Origin of the sequence: Cellulomonas sp. Y8 (assembly GCF_008033115.1) — a bacterium.
Taxonomy (GTDB): Bacteria; Actinomycetota; Actinomycetes; order Actinomycetales; family Cellulomonadaceae; genus Cellulomonas.
On sequence record NZ_CP041203.1, the window covers coordinates 92499 to 108991 of the forward strand.

The window sequence follows — 16493 nt, forward strand, 5'->3', positions numbered from 1 at the left end:
GTAGACGGTCGGACGCCCTCCCCCGGTCCGGCGTCCATGGCCCGGGCGCTCACCCCTCGACCCCCGCCGCCGCCGTGACCTGCTGCGGCTCGGACTCGCGCCGGGCACGCCACCACACGACGAAGCCCGAGATCACGACGCCCGCGTACACGAGGTACAGGAAGGCCGACGGGTAGTAGCCCGCGCTGAGCAGCAGGGGCACCCCGACGGCGTCGACGGCGATCCAGATGAGCCAGAACTCGATCCAGCCGCGTGCCATGCCGTAGGTCGCGAGCAGCGAGCCGACGAAGATCCACGCGTCCGCCCACGGACCCCACGACCCGAGGGCCTGGAAGACCAGGGCGCACACGACGGTCCCGACGACGCCGACGACCCCGAGCTGGATCCAGCCCGACCGCCCCGCCCACCGGGGCACCACGGCCGGCGCGTCGGGGTCGCCGTGCTCGCGGGCGACGCGCCGGGCCTGCGACCAGCGCACCCAGCCGTAGACCGCGACGGCGACGAAGAACACCTGCCGGCCGGCCTGGCCGTAGAGGTCGCGGGCCTGCGGGGTGTGGAACACGCCGCCGAGGAACACGGTGAACAGCAGCACGTTGCCGACGATGCCCACCGGCCAGGCCCACACCTTGCGGCGCAGACCGCCGAGCGCGGACGCGAGGCCGAACAGGTTGCCGATCACCTCCCGCCACAGGACGGGGTGCCCGGCGACGACGAGCTGGGCGTCGAACAGCCAGCCGAGGACGTTCACAGCCCGCGCAGCGCGACGACGGTCGCGACCGCCGCCTCCGCCGCCTCCGCGCCCTTGTCCTCGTGCGAGCCCTCGAGCCCCGCGCGGTCGAGCGCCTGGGCCTCGTCGTCGCAGGTGAGCACGCCGAACCCCACGGGGACGCCCGTTTGCGCGGCGACGTCGGTCAGGCCGGAGGTCGCCGCCTGGCAGACGTAGTCGAAGTGCGGGGTGCCGCCGCGGATGACGACGCCGAGCGCGACGACCGCGTCGTAGTCCCCGGACCGGGCGAGCCGGCCGGCCGCGACCGGGAGCTCGAACGTGCCGGGCACGCGCACCTCCCGGACGTCGGTGACGCCGGCGGCGGCGAGCGCCCGCCGGGAGCCGGCGAGCAGGCCGTCCATGACGGTGGTGTGCCAGCTGGCCGCGACGACGGCGACCCGCAGGCCGCTGCCGTCGGTGGTGATGGTGGGAGCGCCGCTGCCGCTCATCGTGCGTCCTCCGTGCGAGACGTGGTGGCCGGGCCCGAGGGGGTGGGGCCCGTGGGGGTGGTGGGTGTGCTGGGGTGCGCGTCGAGGCCGGGCAGCAGGTGCCCCATCGCCCGCGCCTTGGTGCGCAGGTAGGCCTCGTTGTGCGCGGTCCGCCCGACCTCGAGGCCGCGCACGTCGGCGACCTCGATGCCGTGGGCCGTGAGCCCGGCGACCTTGGCCGGGTTGTTGGTGAGCAGGGTGATCCGCCCGGCGCCGAGGTCCGCGAGGATCGCGGCGGCGGCGCCGTACTCGCGCCGGTCGGCGGGCCAGCCGAGGTCGATGTTCGCCTCGACGGTGTCCCGGCCCTGGTCCTGCAGGGCGTAGGCGCCGATCTTCGCGAGCAGGCCGATCCCCCGGCCCTCGTGCCCGCGCAGGTAGACGACCGCGCCGCCCTCGCGCGCCGCCAGGTCCAGCGCGGCGTCGAGCTGCGGGCCGCAGTCGCAGCGGGAGGAGCCGAACGCGTCGCCGGTGAGGCACTCGGAGTGCACCCGCACCACGGGCTGGTCGGCGAGGCCCTGCGCGGCGACCAGCGCGAGGTGGTCGGCGCCGGTCCGCAGGTCGCGGTAGGCGTGCACCCGGAAGTCGCCGTGCCGGGTCGGCAGGACGGCGCTGTGCGCGCGGTGCACCCGGCGCCCCGGCGCGGTCGCGGCCGCCTCGGCACCCGGCGCGGGCTCGGCGGGCAGGTCGTCGTGCGCCGTCCGCCACGCGATCAGGTCGGCGATGGTGAGCACGACCAGGCCGTGCTCGCGCGCCAGCGCCGCGGTGGCGGGCAGCCGCATCATCGTGCCGTCGTCGTGCACGAGCTCGGCGATCGCGGCGACCGGCTCGACCCCGGCGAGGCGGCACAGGTCGACGGCGGCCTCGGTGTGCCCGGCGCGGTGCAGCACGCCGCCCGGCACGGCCCGCAGGGGCAGGACGTGCCCGGGACGGATGAGGTCCTCGGTGCCCGACGCGGGGTCCGCGAGGACGTGCAGGGTGCGGGTGCGGTCGGCCGCGGAGATGCCGGTCGCCACGCCGTGCGCCGCGTCGACGGTCACCGTGTACGCGGTCCGCCGGGGGTCCTGGCTCTGCGGGACCATCAGCGGCAGGTCGAGGGCGTCCGCCCGGGCGCCGGTCATGGGCGCGCACAGGTAGCCCGACGAGTGCCGGATGGTCCAGGCGACCCACTCCGGGGTGGCGAGCGCGGCGGCCAGGATGACGTCGGCCTCGTTCTCGCGGTCCTCGGAGTCGGCGACGAGCACCGGGCGCCCTGCGCGGAGCTCGGCGAGGGCCTCCTCGACGGTGCCGAGCACGATCGGCTCGACGGCGGTCACCGCGCCACCCCCGCGACCGCGCGGGCGGACAGCAGCCGCTCGACGTACTTGGCCAGGACGTCGACCTCGAGGTTCACCCGGGTCCCGACGGCGGCGTCCCCGAGGGTCGTCTCGGTGAGCGTGGTCGGGATGAGCGACACCCCGAACCAGTCCGGCCCGACCGCGGTCACGGTGAGCGACACCCCGGCGACCGCGACGGATCCCTTCTCGGCGACGTACCGGGCGAGCGCCGCGTCGAGCGCGATCTCCACCTCGTCCCACCGCGGGCCCGGCGTGCGGCGCCGGACGGTGCCGACGCCGTCGACGTGGCCCTGCACGACGTGGCCGCCGAGGCGCGCGTCGGCGCGCACGGCGCGCTCCAGGTTGACCGGCGAGCCGGGCGCCAGGTCGGCGAGCGCGGTGCGCCGCAGCGACTCCGGCATGACGTCCACCGCGAAGGTGCCGTCGCCCGGCAGGTCGGTGACGGTGAGGCAGACCCCGGACACCGCGATCGAGTCGCCGTGCCGGGCGTCCGAGGTGACGAGCGGGCCGCGCAGCACGAGCCGCGCGTCGCGGTCGTCCCCGGCGGCGTCACCGCCCGCCCCGCCCGTCCCGCCCGGGGCCAGGTCCAGCTGCACCACGGTGCCGACCTCCTCGACGATGCCGGTGAACATCAGCGCTCCTCCTCCTCGACGTCGGCCACGACGAGCACGTCGGGCCCCAGCGGTCGCACCTCGCGGGTCCGCAGCCGCAGCGCGTCCCCGATCGTCCCGATGCCCAGGTCGGCCACCGCGGTCCGCCCCGCGCCCAGCAGCACCGGGGCCACGTACGCGTGCACCTCGTCCACGACGCCGGCGCGCAGGAACGCCGCGGCGAGCGTGGGCCCGCCCTCGACGAGCACCCGGCGGACCTCGCGGTCGTGCAGCGCGGCCAGCGCCGCGCGCGGCTCGCGGGTCCGCAGGTGCAGCACCTCGCCGCCCGGGCCGGCGAGCCGCCCGCCGGCCGGCAGGTCCCGCTCGCCGACGACGACCCGCAGCGGCTGGTGCCCGGCGAGGGTCCCGTCGGCGGCGCGCGCGGTGAGCGCGGGGTCGTCCGCCAGCGCGGTGCCGGTGCCGACGACCAGGGCGTCCACCTCGGCGCGCAGGGCGTGCGCGTGCGAGCGGGCCTCGGGCGAGGTGATCCAGCGGCTCGACCCGTCCGCGGCGGCGACGCGGCCGTCGAGCGAGGCGGCGAGCTTGAGCGTCACGTGCGGGCGCCCCCGCTCGACGGCGCGCAGCCACGGGCCGAGCAGGTCCCGGCCGGCGGCCTCCTCGACGCCGAGCACCACCTCGACGCCGGCGGCGCGCAGCCGCGCGGCTCCGCCGGCGGCGGCCGGGTTGGGGTCCGGGACGGCGACGACGACGCGCGCGACGCCGGCCTCCAGCAGCGCGACGGAGCACGGTCCGGTGCGGCCGACGTGGTCGCAGGGCTCGAGCGTCACGACGGCCGTGGCGCCGCGGACGTCGTGCCCGCGAGCCCGGGCGTCGGCGAGCGCGGCGACCTCGGCGTGCGGGGTCCCCGCGCCGCGGTGCCAGCCCTCGCCCAGGAGGCGGGCACCGGGCGCGAGCAGCACGCAGCCGACGCGCGGGTTCGGCCCGTGCGCGGGCCCGCGACGGGCCAGGTCGAGGGCGCGCAGCATCGCGTCCCGCTCGACCTCAGCCGGCTCGACCGCCGTCCGCGTGCCCACTCCCGCTCCCTCCGACCGACAGGTCTCCGGGGTGCGGGCGGCGCACGGGTGCACGACGTCCACGGCGCACCCGGCTCACGCCGAGAACGCCGCCACGACTCCTCCCATCCGGACTTTCACCGTCGGTCCTGGAGTTCCACCAGGTCAACCGCTCGCGCCGTGAGGCGTCTGCGGGTCGCGGACTGTCACCGCCGGCTCGGACTTTCACCGACCCCGGAGCACGTGTGTGTGTTCTAGCGAACGATGATGCCACACGCGGCATTCCCGCGCTTGCGCGGGGTCGGGGTGGGCGCCCGTCAGCGCCGCGCCAGCGCGCCGTCCGCGAGGCCGCGGAGCGCGTCGATCTCCGCGTTCGGGTCCTCGGCTCCGTAGACGGCGGACCCCGCGACGAACACGTTGGCGCCCGCCGCGGCCACGGTCTCGACGGTGTCGCGCGACACCCCGCCGTCGACCTGGATCCACGTGCCGGCGCCCTGCTCGTCGATCGCGGCGCGCAGCCGGCGGATCTTGGGCAGCGTGCCCTCGATGAACGCCTGGCCGCCGAACCCGGGCTCGACGGTCATCACCAGCACCATGTCGAACTCCGGCAGCAGGTCCAGCAGCGGCTCGACGGGCGACGCCGGCCGCAGCGCGATGCTCGCCCGGGCGCCGGCCGCGCGGATCTCCCGGGCCAGCCGGACGGCGGCCTGCGCGGCCTCCGCGTGGAACGTGACGGACGCGGCGCCGGCGTGCGCGTAGTCGACGGCCCACCGGTCGGCGGCCTCGATCATGAGGTGCACGTCGATCGGCACCGGCGACACCTCGATGATCCGCCGCACGACGGGCAGCCCGAGCGTGAGGTTGGGGACGAAGTGGTTGTCCATGACGTCCACGTGCGCCCAGTCGGCCCGGCTGATCCGGTGCAGGTCGCGCTCGAGGTTGGTGAAGTCGGCGGACAGGATGCTGGGGCTGATCTGCGCGTGCACCCGCCCAGCGTATCGGCGCCCGCCGCGGCCCGCCGGTCGCCTGCGGGCCGCTCCGGTCGCGCGCGCCGGCCCGGTCGCACGCTCGCCGCCCCGGCGAGCACCCGGGCCCGTCGTCCGGCGCTCCCGCCGGACCGCCGTCAGGCCGTCCGGCGCAGCAGCGTGAGGTGCATGGCGTCGGTGCCGTGCGCGTGCGGCCAGAGCTGTGCGTCCTCCCGCTCGGGCAGGTCGAGGCCGGGCGCGATGCCGTGCAGCACGGCCGGCGCGTCGAGCACCTCGACCTCCAGCCCGGCCTTGCGGGCGGCGCGCGTGGCGTCGAGCACCGCCAGCCGGGTCTCGGCCAGCACCGGCGAGCACGTCACGTAGGCCACGACCCCGCCGACCCGCACCGCGCACAGGGCCGACCCGAGCAGGTCCCGCTGCAGGACCGTGAGCTGGGCCAGGTCGGACGGCGTCCGCCGCCAGCGCGACTCCGGGCGGCGCCGCAGCGCACCCAGCCCCGTGCACGGGGCGTCGAGCAGCACGCGGTCGTAGCCGCCGGGCTCGGCCTCGCCGACCTCGCGGCCGTCGCCGACCCGCACGTCCTCCACGGCGCCCTCGGGCGCGGCGGACACGGCCTGCCGCACGAGCCGGGCGCGGTGCGGCTGCACCTCGTTGGCCACGAGCCGCGCGCCGCGCTCCCCCGCGAGGGCGGCCAGCAGGGCGGCCTTCCCGCCGGGGCCGGCGCAGAGGTCGAGCCAGCGCGCGTCGGGGCCGTCGAGCGGCGCGTCCGCCAGCGCGAGCGCGACAAGCTGGCTGCCCTCGTCCTGCACGCCGGCGGTCCCGGCGCGCACGGCGGACAACCCGGCCGGGTCGCCGCCGCCCGCGAGCGTGACCGCGGTCGGCGACCACCGGCCGGGGGTGGCGTCGGGGCCGGCGGCGGCGAGCAGGTCGTCGCGGTCGGCGAGTCCCGGGCGCGCGACCAGCGACACCCGCGGCGCCTCGTTGTCCGCGGCGAGCAGCGCGCCGAGCTCGTCGGCCTGCCGCCCGTGGCCCACCAGGGCCTCGCGCAGCGCGCGGGTGACCCAGGCGGGGTGGCTGTCGACGGCCGACAGCCGGGCCACGGCGTCGGTGCCCGCCGGGTCGGCGGCGTCCCCGATCCGCTCGAGCCAGACGTCGAGCGGCTCGCGGGAGACGGCCCGCAGCACCGCGTTCACGAACTGCGCGGGCCCCGCGCCGACCTGCTCGCGCACGAGCCCGACGGTCTCGGACACCGCGGCGTGCGGCGGCACCCGCATGCCGAGCAGCTGGTGCGCGCCGAGCCGCAGCGCGTCGAGCACCGGCGGGTCGACCTGGTCGAGCGAGCGTCCGGTGCACTGGGCCAGGACCGCGTCGTACCGGCCCTGGAGCCGGAGGGTGCCGTACGCCAGCTCGGTGGCGAAGCCCGCGTCGCGGCCCCGGATGCCGCGCTCGCGCAGCAGCGGGGGCAGGACGAGGTTCGCGTAGGCGTCGGAGTCCGCCACGGTGCGCAGGACGTCGAACGCCGCGGTGCGGGCCGGGTCGGACGAGCGGCGGCGCGCGGACGGCGCGGCGGCGGTGCGGTCGCGCGGACCCTGGCGGGACGCGGGGCGCTGGCGCCCGGCGGCGTCGCGGTGCTGGCCACCCTGCCCCTCGGGGCGACGGCGCTCGCCGCCCTGGCCCGACGATCCCGGACGGCCGCCCTGGCCGCTCCGACCGCCCGGGCGATCCCCGCCGCCCTGACCACGTCGCTCGCTCACGCGTGCACCCCCTGGTCGGCCGCGTCGTCCCGACCGAGCACGGTGCCCTCGTCGAGCCGCGCGCCCCGCGCCCAGTCCGCCGCGGCCATCGCGCGCTTGCCCGCGGGCCGCACCTCCCCCAGCCGGACGGCGTGCGTGCCGGTGCCCACCAGCACCTCGCCGCGCCCGACGCGCACCTCGCCGGGGGCGAGGTCGGTCACCTCGGGCACGAGCCGCACCGGGCCGAGGCCGAGGCGCGCGCCGTCGGGCAGGGTGGTCCACGCGCCGGGCGCGGGCGTGCAGCCGCGGACCCGGCGGTCGACGGCCATGGCGGGGTGCTGCCACCGCACGCGGGCGTCGTCGGTCGTGAGCCGCGGCGCGAGGCTGATGCCGTCGGCGGGCTGCGGCACAGGCGTGAGCACGCCGTCCTCCAGCGCGTCGAGGGTCTTCACCAGCAGGTCGGACCCGGCGTCCGCGAGCCGCCCGAGCAGGTCGCCCGAGGTGTCCAGCGGCCGGATGGTCTCGGTGAGCGTGCCGAGCACGGGCCCGGTGTCCAGCCCGGCCTCCAGCAAGAACGTCGACGCCCCGGTCACCTCGTCGCCGGCGATGATCGCGTGCTGCACCGGCGCCGCGCCCCGCCAGGCCGGCAGGACGGAGAAGTGCAGGTTGACCCAGCCGAGCCGCGGCAGGCCGAGGACGGCGGGCGGCACCAGGTTGCCGTACGCCACGACGGGCGCCGCGTCCGGGGCGATCTCGGCGATCCGCGCCTGCGCCTCGGGGTCCTTGAGCGTGGCCGGGGTCAGCACCTCGATGCCCGCCTCCAGCGCGCGCTCCTTCACCGGGCTCGGCGTGAGCGTCCGGCCGCGGCCCGCGCGGGCGTCGGGGCGGGTCAGGACGGCGACGACCTCGTGGCGGGAGGCGAGCAGGGCGTCCAGGGAGGGCAGCGCCACCGCGGGCGTCCCGGCGAAGAGCAGGCGCATGGGCACCGATCCTAGTGCCGCGCGGGTCAGGACCCGAGCCCGCCGAACAGCAGCGACACCATCATCGCCACGACCACGGAGTTGAAGGCGAACGCCAGCAGGACGTGCGTGCGCGCCAGCGTCCACGCGGCGCGCGACCGCATGTGCCCCGAGACCGTCGCCGCCATGGCGGACAGCAGCACGGCGAGCGTGAGGTAGTCGCCGAACCGCGGGTCCCCCTCGACGTCGACCGTCAGGTGCCGCTCGCCGTCGTCGCGCCGCCCCTGGTCGAGCCGGAGGTACTGCAGGGTGAACGCGTAGACCATCTGCGCCCAGGAGCACGCGACGTTGACCAGCCCGAGCGCGATGTACGTCCAGTCGTCGCGGTAGCGGGCGTCCTGCGCGATGAGGATCGTGACCGCGACGGCGACCACGGCGGCGGCCATCGTCCAGCTCGTCGCCCCGCCGTACCCGAGCAGCCGGTTCCACCACCGCCGCCCGAGGGTGCGCTCCCGCCACGCGCTCGCCACCAGGCCCCGCGGGCCGCGCCGGGCGTAGGTGGCGTGCGTCCACACCAGGTACACGCCGGTGAAGACGGGCCACATGGCGAGGTAGAAGGTGATCGCCGCCGCGCCGGGGCCGACCCCGAGCCGGTCCCCGCGGATCGCCAGCACCCCGACGGCGGTCGCGAGGGCGACGGCGAAGCTGACGTTGGCGCGGACGTTGTCGCTCGCGTAGCGGCTGGCCATGGCCCCGATCCAAGCAGAGCGACGCGGCGCCCGCCGCGGGCCGGTGTGCCGCTGGGCACCGCGTCGGGCCCGCGCCGCAACCCGCGTCGGCTCCGCGCCGCGACCCGCCTCAGGCGGGCAGCACCCCGCGCGCGACGAGGTCCGCCCGCAGCGCCGCCGCACCCGTGAACAGCACCGCCTGGTACCCCACCGCCGCGGCGCCCGCGACGTTCGCCGGGCTGTCGTCGACGAACACCGTGCGCGCCGGCTCCAGCCCGTGCCGCTCGGCGAGCACCGCGAAGATCCGCGGGTCCGGCTTCACCACGCCCTCCCGGCCCGACACGACGACGGCCTCGAGCCGCCCGATGACGGGCGCGACCGCCTCGCCGTGGTGGTACGTCTCGGCGGACCAGTTCGTGAGCCCGAGCACCCGGACCCCCGCCGCCCGCAGGTCGTCGACGACCTCGGCGCTGCCCGGCACCGGTCCCGGCAGGGCGTGCGCGAACCGCTCGACGTAGAGGTCGACGGTCGCGGCGTGCTCGGGGTGCGTGCGGGCGACCTCGTCGCGGGCCTCCCGCCAGGACCGGCCGGCGTCCTGCCGCAGGTTGAGCGCCGGGAAGTCGACGTCGGCGAGGAACCGCTCGACCTCCGCGTCGGTGAGCACGCCGTCGAAGGCCCGCTCGGCCTCCCAGCGCACCAGGACGTTGCCCAGGTCGAACACGACGGCGTCGACGGCGGTCACAGCATCTCCTCCGGGTCGAGCCGCACGCGCACGGTCCCGCCCTCCCGGCGGGCGCTGCGGACGGCGAGGGACGCGGCCAGCGACCGCGCCAGGGCCCGCCCCTGCGCCACCGGCACCCGGACGAGCGTGCGGACGGGCGGGTCGAGCGACTCCTGCACGGCGGCGGCGCCCGGCGCGAGGGGTTCGGGCTGCGGCACGGGGCCGAGCACGTCGGAGCCCTCCGGCAGCTCGACGCGCGCGAGCACCGCGGCGACGACCTCCCGGGTCCCGACCAGCTCGGCGACCCGGACGACCGGCGGCAGCCGCACCTCCGCCCGCTCGGCGAGCTCGCGCTCGGCGAGCCCCACCGGGTCCCAGCGCACCAGCGCCTGCGTGGGCCGCTCCGCGCCGTCGCCGACGAGCAGCACGACGCCGCCGTCCCGGGACGACCGGACGAGCGCGGCCGCGGCGAGCCAACGGCGCAGCGCGTCCTCCGTGGCGCGCAGCGAGGTGGACCCCGTCGTCACGGCTGCGTCGAGGAGCACCGCCGCGGCGTAGCCGCCGGGTGCGACGGGCTCGGCGCCGATGGTCGACACGACCAGCGCGGGCCGGTCCGGCACCTCCGCCAGCACGCCGGAGCGCGCGCCCGAGCACCGTCACCCCGGGGAACGCGCGGCCGAGCTCCTCCGCGGTCCGGTCGGAGCCGACCGCGACCGACCGGAACGTGCCGTTGCCGCACGCCTCGCAGCGCCACCCGATCGCCAGGCGGCCGCACCACCGGCACTGCGCCGTGCCGTCGCCGGACGTCAGCGCCAGCGGCCCGTGGCAGTGCGCGCACCGGGCGACCTCCCGGCACCGGGGGCGCAGGCGACCGCCGGGAGGTAGCCCGCGCGCGGCACCTGGACGAGCACCGGCCCGTCGGCGAGCCGGTCGCGGATCGTGCGCCACGCCTCGCCGGGGAGCCGCGCGGCCCCCGCCGCGCCCTCGCGGGCGAGCTCGACGCTGGTGAGCGCCCGCACGCGCGGGGTGCGGGCCCGCACGACGTCCCGGTCCGCCGCGACGGCCCGGACCCAGCCGGACGCGACGAGCGCCTGCACCTCGGTGGAGCGGGCGTGCGCGGCGAGCAGCAGGCCGCAGCCCTCGAGCTCGGCGCGCAGGCCCAGGACCTCGCGGACGTGCGGGTAGGGCGCGCGCGGCTCGGCGTGCAGGTCGTCGCCGTCGTCCCAGCACACCGCGAGCCCCAGGTCGCGGACGGGGGCGAACGCCGCGGCCCGGGTGCCGACGACCACGCGGGCGTGCCCGCGGAGCACCGCGAGGAACGCGCGGTACCGGCGGGCCGGGCCGTCGTCGGCCATGAGCCGCACGTGGCTCGCGTCGGTGCCGTCGGGGCTCCAGGCGGGGACGCCGGCGGCGACCAGCGCGGCGCACACCCGGTCGACGTCCCGGGCGTCCGGCACGACGACGAGGGCGCCGCGGCCGCTCGCGAGCGTGGCCCGGGCGGCCTCGGCCACGCCGTCGGGCCACCGCTCCCCCGCCGGGCCGGGCAGGGCGGACCAGGCGGCTCGCGGGGAGCCGCCGGCGGCGAGGTGCGCGAGGAACGCGGGGCCGCCCCGGTAGGGCGCCCACGCGGGGGCGGGGCCGGCACCGTCGGGCACGGGTGCGGGCGCGTGAGGCGTGAGGGCGGCACCGTCGGGCGCGGGTGCGTGGAGCGCGGGCGCGGCAGGGTCGGGCACGAGCCCGGCACCGTCGGGCGCGGGCGCGGGCGCGGCACCGTCCTCCGGCGCTGCGGCCGGCGGCACCTCCCCCTCGGTCCGCGCGTGCCGGGGCGGCACGGCGAGCCGCAGCACGTCGGCGAGCGTCCCGGCGTACCGGTCCGCCACGGCCCGGGCCAGCCGCCCGACGGCCCGGGTCAGCACGGCCTCGGGCGACACCACCCGCCGGAGCGGCACGAGCGCGCCGTCGTGCTCCGGCTCGGCGGTCCGGTCGAGCACGTAGCCGTCGACGTCCTGCGACCCGAACCGCACCTTGACCCGCGTCCCGGGGACCGCGGCGTCGGCGAGCGTCGCCGGCACGAGGTACTCGAACGGCCGGTCCAGGTGCGCGGGCGCGAGCTCGACGGCGACCCGCGCCACGGGCAGCACGGCAGCGGGCTCGACGTCGACGTCCCGCGCACGGGCGCGTCGCCGCGGCCGGGTCGAAGCGCCGGCCGCGCGCGCACCCGCACCCCGCGCGCCGGCGGCCGACCCCGTGGCGCCGACCCCGTCGAGCCCGAGCAGCGTCGGCTGCTCGGGCACGGGGGCCACCGCCGGGTCGGGTCCGTCCGCCACGCGGTCGCTCAGGACAGGGCGGAGCGCAGGGCGTCCACGCGGTCGGTGCGCTCCCAGGTGAACTCGGGCAGGTCGCGGCCGAAGTGGCCGTACGCGGCGGTCTTCCGGTAGATCGGCCGGAGCAGGTCGAGGTCCCGGATGATCGCGGCGGGCCGCAGGTCGAACACCTCGCGGATCGCCGCGGTCAGGCGGTCGACCGGCACCGTCTCGGTGCCGAAGGTCTCCACGTACAGGCCGACGGGGTGCGCCTTGCCGATCGCGTACGCGACCTGGACCTCGCAGCGGCGGGCCAGGCCCGCGGCGACGACGTTCTTGGCGACCCAGCGCATCGCGTACGCGGCGGAGCGGTCGACCTTCGACGGGTCCTTGCCGGAGAACGCGCCGCCGCCGTGCCGGGCCATGCCGCCGTAGGTGTCGACGATGATCTTGCGGCCGGTGAGGCCCGCGTCGCCCTGGGGGCCGCCGACGACGAACTGGCCGGTCGGGTTCACGAGCAGCCGGTAGTCGCTGACGTCGAGGTCCAGGCCGGCGGACTCGAGCACCGGCGCCACGACGTGCTCGGCGATGGCCGGCGCGAGCTCGGTCTCCAGGTGCACGCCCGGGCCGTGCTGGGTCGACAGCACGACGGTGTCGAGCCGCACGGCGCGGTCGCCGTCGTAGCCGACGGTGACCTGGGTCTTGCCGTCGGGGCGCAGGTTCGGGACCACGCCCTCCTTGCGGACGAGCGCGAGGCGCTCCGCGAGCCGGTGCGACAGCCAGATCGGCAGCGGGAGCAGGCTCTCGGTGTCGTCCGAGGCGTAGCCGAACATGAGGCCCTGGTCGCCGGCGCCCTGCAGGTCGAGCGGGTCGTGGTCGGACGCGTCCTGCCGGGACTCCCACGCCTTGTCGACGCCCTGGGCGATGTCGGGCGACTGCTGGCCGATCGACACGGACACGCCGCACGAGTCGCCGTCGAACCCGATGTCGGAGGACGTGTAGCCGATGTTCCGGACGACCTGGCGGATGATCTGCGGGATCTCGACGTACGCGGTGGTCGTGACCTCGCCCGCGACGTGCACCAGGCCCGTGGTGACCATCGTCTCGACCGCCACGCGGGCGGTGGGGTCCTGCTCGAGGATCGCGTCGAGGATGGCGTCGGAGATCTGGTCGCAGACCTTGTCCGGGTGCCCCTCCGTGACGGACTCGGACGTGAAGAGGCGCGTGTCGGCGATCGTCATGCGCACAGGTTAGCGGGGCGCGGGGACAACCGGAGTCACGCGGGCAGCACGCGGACGACGGCGTCCCAGAGCCCGTCGGCGACGGCGTCCTTGCTGCCCTCGACCGTCGCGACCACCTCGCCGCGGGCGTCCAGGACCGTCACGGCGTTGTGCTCGGCGCCGAACCCGAGGCCGCCGCCGACGGCGTTCACCGCGAGCAGGTCCGCCCCCTTGCGGCGCGCCTTGGCCCGGCCGTGGTCGAGCACGCCCCCCGTGTCGTCGCCCGTCTCGGCGGCGAACCCGACGACGACCTGCCGCCCGCCGTCGGCCCGGGGCGGGTCGGCGACCAGCCCGGCGAGCACGTCGGGGTTCTGCACCAGCTCCAGCGGCGGCACGGAGCCGTCCGCCTGCTTCTTGATCTTGTGCGCGGACCCCGTCGCAGGCCGGAAGTCGGCGACGGCGGCGGCCATCACGACCACGTCGGCGTCGGCCGCGGCGGTGCGCACGGCGTCCTGCAGCTCGGCGGTGGTCTCGACCTCGACGACGCGCACCCCGGCCGGAGCCCGGACGCCGAGGTTCGCGGCGACCAGCGTCACCCGGGCGCCACGCGCCTGCGCGGTCCGGGCCAGGGCGACGCCCTGCTTCCCGGAGGACCGGTTGCCGAGGAACCGCACGGGGTCCAGCGGCTCGCGGGTCCCCCCGGCGGACACGACGACGGTGCGGCCGGCGAGGTCCTGGGGACGGGGCTTGCCCTCGGGGTCGACCAGCGCGAGCGCGGCCGCGGCGATGGCGTCCGGCTCGGGCAGCCGGCCGGGGCCGCTGTCGGCGCCGGTCAGCCGGCCGGAGTCCGGGTCGAGCACGTGCACGCCGCGCTCACGCAGCGTCGCGACGTTGGCCCGGGTCGCCGGGTGCTGCCACATCTCGGTGTGCATCGCCGGCGCCATCAGCACCGGGCACGTCGCGGTCAGCAGCGTGGCCGCGAGCAGGTCGTCGGCGCGCCCCGAGGCCGCGCGGGCCAGCAGGTCCGCCGTGGCGGGCGCGACGACGACCAGGTCGGCCTGGCGCCCGAGCCGCACGTGGGCGACCTCGGGCACCTCCTCGAACACCTCGGACGTCACCGGGTGCCCGGACAGGGCCTCCCAGGTGGCGCGCCCGACGAACTCCAGGGCCGCCCGGGTGGGCACGACGCGGACGTCGTGCCCCGCCTCGGTGAACGACCTCAGGACGTGGGCGGCCTTGTACGCGGCGATGCCGCCAGCGACGCCGAGGACGATGCGCACGTCAGCGCGGGAGGCTCAGGCCTCGTTCGGGGCGACCGTGAGCAGGCCCGCGTCGATCTCGCGCATCGCGATCGACAGCGGCTTCTCCTGCGGGCGGGTCTCCACCAGCGGGCCGACGTACTCGAGCAGGCCCTCGTTGAGCTGCGAGTAGTACGCGTTGATCTGGCGCGCGCGCTTGGCCGAGTAGATGACCAGCGCGTACTTGGAGTCGGCGCGCTCGAGCAGGCGGTCGATCGGCGGGTCGGTGATGCCGATGGGCTCGGCGACGGTTCCGGACACGGTGGCTCCCGTAGTCGAAGGGGGTGGGGACTGCCCGTCAGTCTACAGCCGCGGGCAGGCCCATCAGCGCGACCAGCTCGTCCGTGGCGCGCCGGACGTCGTCGTTGACCACCACGTGGTCGAACTCGGGCTCGGCCGCCATCTCGACCTCGGCCGTGGCGAGCCGGCGCGCGCGCTCCTCCTCGTCCTCCGTGCCACGGCCGACGAGCCGGCGGACCAGCTCGTCCATCGACGGCGGGGCGAGGAACACGAACTGGGCCTCGGGCATCGTCGTCCGGACCTGGCGCGCGCCCTGCAGGTCGATCTCGAGCAGCGCGGGCTCCCCGGCGGCCAGCCGCTCCTCGACGGGCCGCCGGGGGGTGCCGTAGCGGTTCCGGCCGTGCACCACCGCCCACTCGAGCAGCTCGCCCTCGGCGACCATGCGGTCGAACTCCTCGGGCGTGACGAAGTGGTAGTGCAGGCCGTCGACCTCGCCCGGCCGCGGGGGCCGGGTCGTGGCCGACACGGAGAGCCAGACCTGCGGGTACCGCGCCCGCAGGTCGGCGGACACGGTGCCCTTGCCGACGGCCGTGGGTCCGGCGAGGACGGTCAACCGGGCGCGCGGCGTCGTCATGCTGCTCTGGTGCTCCTGGAGTTGTGCGGCCCCGCGGGCCGGCGTCGGTGGGGCCGACCGGTCACCCGAACCGGTCGATCAGCGCCTTCACCTGGTGCGGGCCGAGGCCACGCACGCGGCGGGTCTCCGAGATGCCGATCTCGGAGATGATCTGGCGTGCCTTGACCTTACCCACTCCCGGGAGGGACTCGAGCAGGGCGAGGACCTTGAGCTTGCCGATGGTCTCGTCCTTCTGGCCCTGGGCGATCACCTCGGACAGCGAGCCCTGCGAGTACTTCAGCCGGTTCTTGACCTCCGCGCGGGCCTGGCGCGCGGCGGCGGCCTTCTCGAGCGCCGCTGCGCGCTGCTCGGGGGTGAGAGTCGGAAGTGCCACGTGAGTCACCTTCTCATCACTGTCGGGAGGCAGGGACATGGAACATACGTGATCCCCGGGGTACCCGGTGCGACGTCGCACCCGGCCCTGGGGTCCATCTCCCGAGGATGGCACGGGAAGGGCGAACCGGCACGTCCCGGCAGCGTGTCGCGTCGAAGACGCCCCGGACCCGTCGCTCGGGGCAACGGGTCCGGGGCGTGGGCGCGCGCGTCAGCGCAGGGCGGCGCCCGCCGCGTCGGCGGCCGCGCGCGCGGCGTCCCGCAGGGGGCCGACGCCCGGTCCGGCGGCCAGCACGCCGCGCGAGGACGACGCGAGCACGGCCGACCGCGCGTCGCCGAACACCGCGGCGAGCTCCGTGGGTCCCGCGCCCTGCGCCCCGACGCCGGGGGCCAGCAGCGGCCCTCGCACGGCGGCCAGGTCGACGCCCAGCCGCGCGGCCGCGTCGCCGACGGTGGCGCCGACGACCAGGCCGATCGAGCCCAGCGCCTCCCGCGCCGCCACGCCGCCGTCCGCGAGCTCCGCCGCGTTCGACTCCGCGGCCGAGCGCGCCACCCGGTCCGCCACGGCCACGCCGTCGGCGCCCCGCGCGTGCTGCACCTCGAGCCCCTCGGGGTTCGAGGTGAGCGCGAGCACGAACAGCCCCCTCCCGGTGGCGAGCGCCAGGTCCACGGCGGGCGCGAGCGAGCCGAAGCCCAGGTACGGCGACACCGTGAGCGCGTCGCCCGCGAGCGGCGAGCCTTCCCGCAGGAACGCGTCGGCGTAGGCGCCCATGGTCGACCCGATGTCGCCGCGCTTGGCGTCGACCACGACGAGCGTCCCGGTGTCCCGGCCCGCCGCGACGACCTCCTCCAGCGCCGCGACGCCCGCGGAGCCGTGCCGCTCGAAGAACGCGGCCTGCGGCTTCACGGCCGCGACCCGGCCGCCGACGGCCTCCATGACGGTCAGCGCGAACCGGCGCACGCCCTCGGCGCTGTCCGGCAGCCCCCACGCGTCCAGCAGGGACGCGTGGGGGTCGATGCCGACGCAGAGCGGGCCGTGCTCGGTCAT

Annotated in this window: 16 protein-coding genes, 1 pseudogene and 1 riboswitch; all 17 genes and pseudogenes read right to left on the reverse strand. The window is 77.5% G+C overall.

What is annotated here, in order from left to right:
- Positions 1-49 precede the first annotated feature (49 nt).
- Positions 50-748: a nicotinamide riboside transporter PnuC gene (pnuC, locus tag FKM96_RS00430; protein WP_147793595.1), complete on the reverse strand. Its 699-nt coding sequence runs from the start codon at positions 746-748 to the stop codon at positions 50-52.
- Positions 745-1215, reverse strand: a complete 471-nt coding sequence (gene ribH, locus FKM96_RS00435) for a 6,7-dimethyl-8-ribityllumazine synthase (protein WP_147793596.1) — start codon at positions 1213-1215, stop codon at positions 745-747. Before ribH ends, pnuC begins: the two co-directional genes overlap by 4 nt.
- Entirely contained in the window at positions 1212-2567 is a 1356-nt protein-coding gene (gene ribB, locus FKM96_RS00440; protein ID WP_210417331.1) for a 3,4-dihydroxy-2-butanone-4-phosphate synthase, read from the reverse strand. The genes ribH and ribB overlap by 4 nt, the downstream gene beginning before the upstream one ends.
- On the reverse strand, positions 2564-3220 hold the full coding sequence (locus FKM96_RS00445; RefSeq protein ID WP_147793597.1) for a riboflavin synthase: 657 nt from the start codon (positions 3218-3220) through the stop codon (positions 2564-2566). The genes ribB and FKM96_RS00445 overlap by 4 nt, the downstream gene beginning before the upstream one ends.
- Positions 3220-4224 carry a bifunctional diaminohydroxyphosphoribosylaminopyrimidine deaminase/5-amino-6-(5-phosphoribosylamino)uracil reductase RibD gene (gene ribD / locus FKM96_RS00450; protein WP_147796809.1) on the reverse strand — a complete coding sequence of 335 codons (1005 nt, stop codon included), beginning with the start codon at positions 4222-4224 and terminating at the stop codon, positions 3220-3222. The genes FKM96_RS00445 and ribD overlap by 1 nt, the downstream gene beginning before the upstream one ends.
- Positions 4225-4364: 140 nt before the next feature.
- Positions 4365-4498: riboswitch (FMN riboswitch) on the reverse strand.
- A gap of 70 nt (positions 4499-4568) precedes the next feature.
- Positions 4569-5237, reverse strand: coding sequence for a ribulose-phosphate 3-epimerase (gene rpe, locus FKM96_RS00455; protein WP_147793598.1), 669 nt, complete (start codon positions 5235-5237; stop codon positions 4569-4571).
- Positions 5238-5374: 137 nt separating this feature from the next.
- Entirely contained in the window at positions 5375-6991 is a 1617-nt protein-coding gene (locus FKM96_RS00460) for an RsmB/NOP family class I SAM-dependent RNA methyltransferase (RefSeq protein ID WP_147793599.1), read from the reverse strand.
- The gene (gene fmt / locus FKM96_RS00465; protein ID WP_147793600.1) at positions 6988-7950 is read right to left on the reverse strand and encodes a methionyl-tRNA formyltransferase; all 963 of its coding nucleotides are present in this window, start codon (positions 7948-7950) and stop codon (positions 6988-6990) included. The genes FKM96_RS00460 and fmt overlap by 4 nt, the downstream gene beginning before the upstream one ends.
- A gap of 26 nt (positions 7951-7976) precedes the next feature.
- Positions 7977-8678, reverse strand: coding sequence for a DUF1345 domain-containing protein (locus FKM96_RS00470; RefSeq protein ID WP_147793601.1), 702 nt, complete (start codon positions 8676-8678; stop codon positions 7977-7979).
- 109 nt (positions 8679-8787) lie between these two features.
- Positions 8788-9399: an HAD-IA family hydrolase gene (locus FKM96_RS00475; protein WP_147793602.1), complete on the reverse strand. Its 612-nt coding sequence runs from the start codon at positions 9397-9399 to the stop codon at positions 8788-8790.
- A pseudogene (locus tag FKM96_RS00485) lies at positions 9396-11681 on the reverse strand (primosomal protein N'). Before FKM96_RS00485 ends, FKM96_RS00475 begins: the two are co-directional and overlap by 4 nt.
- 32 nt (positions 11682-11713) lie before the next feature.
- Positions 11714-12922 carry a methionine adenosyltransferase gene (metK, locus tag FKM96_RS00490; RefSeq protein WP_147793605.1) on the reverse strand — a complete coding sequence of 403 codons (1209 nt, stop codon included), beginning with the start codon at positions 12920-12922 and terminating at the stop codon, positions 11714-11716.
- Between the two features lie 35 nt (positions 12923-12957).
- The gene (coaBC, locus tag FKM96_RS00495) at positions 12958-14181 is read right to left on the reverse strand and encodes a bifunctional phosphopantothenoylcysteine decarboxylase/phosphopantothenate--cysteine ligase CoaBC (RefSeq protein ID WP_147793606.1); all 1224 of its coding nucleotides are present in this window, start codon (positions 14179-14181) and stop codon (positions 12958-12960) included.
- 15 nt (positions 14182-14196) lie between these two features.
- Positions 14197-14460: a DNA-directed RNA polymerase subunit omega gene (rpoZ, locus tag FKM96_RS00500; RefSeq protein ID WP_147793607.1), complete on the reverse strand. Its 264-nt coding sequence runs from the start codon at positions 14458-14460 to the stop codon at positions 14197-14199.
- A 37-nt stretch (positions 14461-14497) separates the two neighbouring features.
- On the reverse strand, positions 14498-15073 hold the full coding sequence (gene gmk, locus FKM96_RS00505) for a guanylate kinase (protein ID WP_147793608.1): 576 nt from the start codon (positions 15071-15073) through the stop codon (positions 14498-14500).
- Positions 15074-15134: 61 nt separating this feature from the next.
- A complete protein-coding gene (gene mihF, locus FKM96_RS00510) occupies positions 15135-15446 on the reverse strand; it encodes an integration host factor, actinobacterial type (RefSeq protein WP_147793609.1) in 312 nt (103 codons plus the stop codon).
- A gap of 210 nt (positions 15447-15656) precedes the next feature.
- Positions 15657-16493 (reverse strand): orotidine-5'-phosphate decarboxylase, encoded by an 837-nt coding sequence (gene pyrF, locus FKM96_RS00515; RefSeq protein ID WP_147796810.1) that lies wholly within the window; start codon positions 16491-16493, stop codon positions 15657-15659.

What these genes read in the sequence shown, in the direction of transcription:
- ribH (WP_147793596.1), bottom strand. Translation starts at nt 1,215, where the DNA reads ATGAGCGGCAGCGGCGCTCCCACCATCACCACCGACGGCAGCGGCCTG.
- FKM96_RS00445 (WP_147793597.1), bottom strand. Translation starts at nt 3,220, where the DNA reads ATGTTCACCGGCATCGTCGAGGAGGTCGGCACCGTGGTGCAGCTGGAC.
- ribD (WP_147796809.1), bottom strand. Translation starts at nt 4,224, where the DNA reads ATGCTGCGCGCCCTCGACCTGGCCCGTCGCGGGCCCGCGCACGGGCCG.
- fmt (WP_147793600.1), bottom strand. Translation starts at nt 7,950, where the DNA reads ATGCGCCTGCTCTTCGCCGGGACGCCCGCGGTGGCGCTGCCCTCCCTG.
- FKM96_RS00470 (WP_147793601.1), bottom strand. Translation starts at nt 8,678, where the DNA reads ATGGCCAGCCGCTACGCGAGCGACAACGTCCGCGCCAACGTCAGCTTC.
- metK (WP_147793605.1), bottom strand. Translation starts at nt 12,922, where the DNA reads ATGACGATCGCCGACACGCGCCTCTTCACGTCCGAGTCCGTCACGGAG.
- gmk (WP_147793608.1), bottom strand. Translation starts at nt 15,073, where the DNA reads ATGACGACGCCGCGCGCCCGGTTGACCGTCCTCGCCGGACCCACGGCC.
- pyrF (WP_147796810.1), bottom strand. Translation starts at nt 16,493, where the DNA reads ATGACCGAGCACGGCCCGCTCTGCGTCGGCATCGACCCCCACGCGTCC.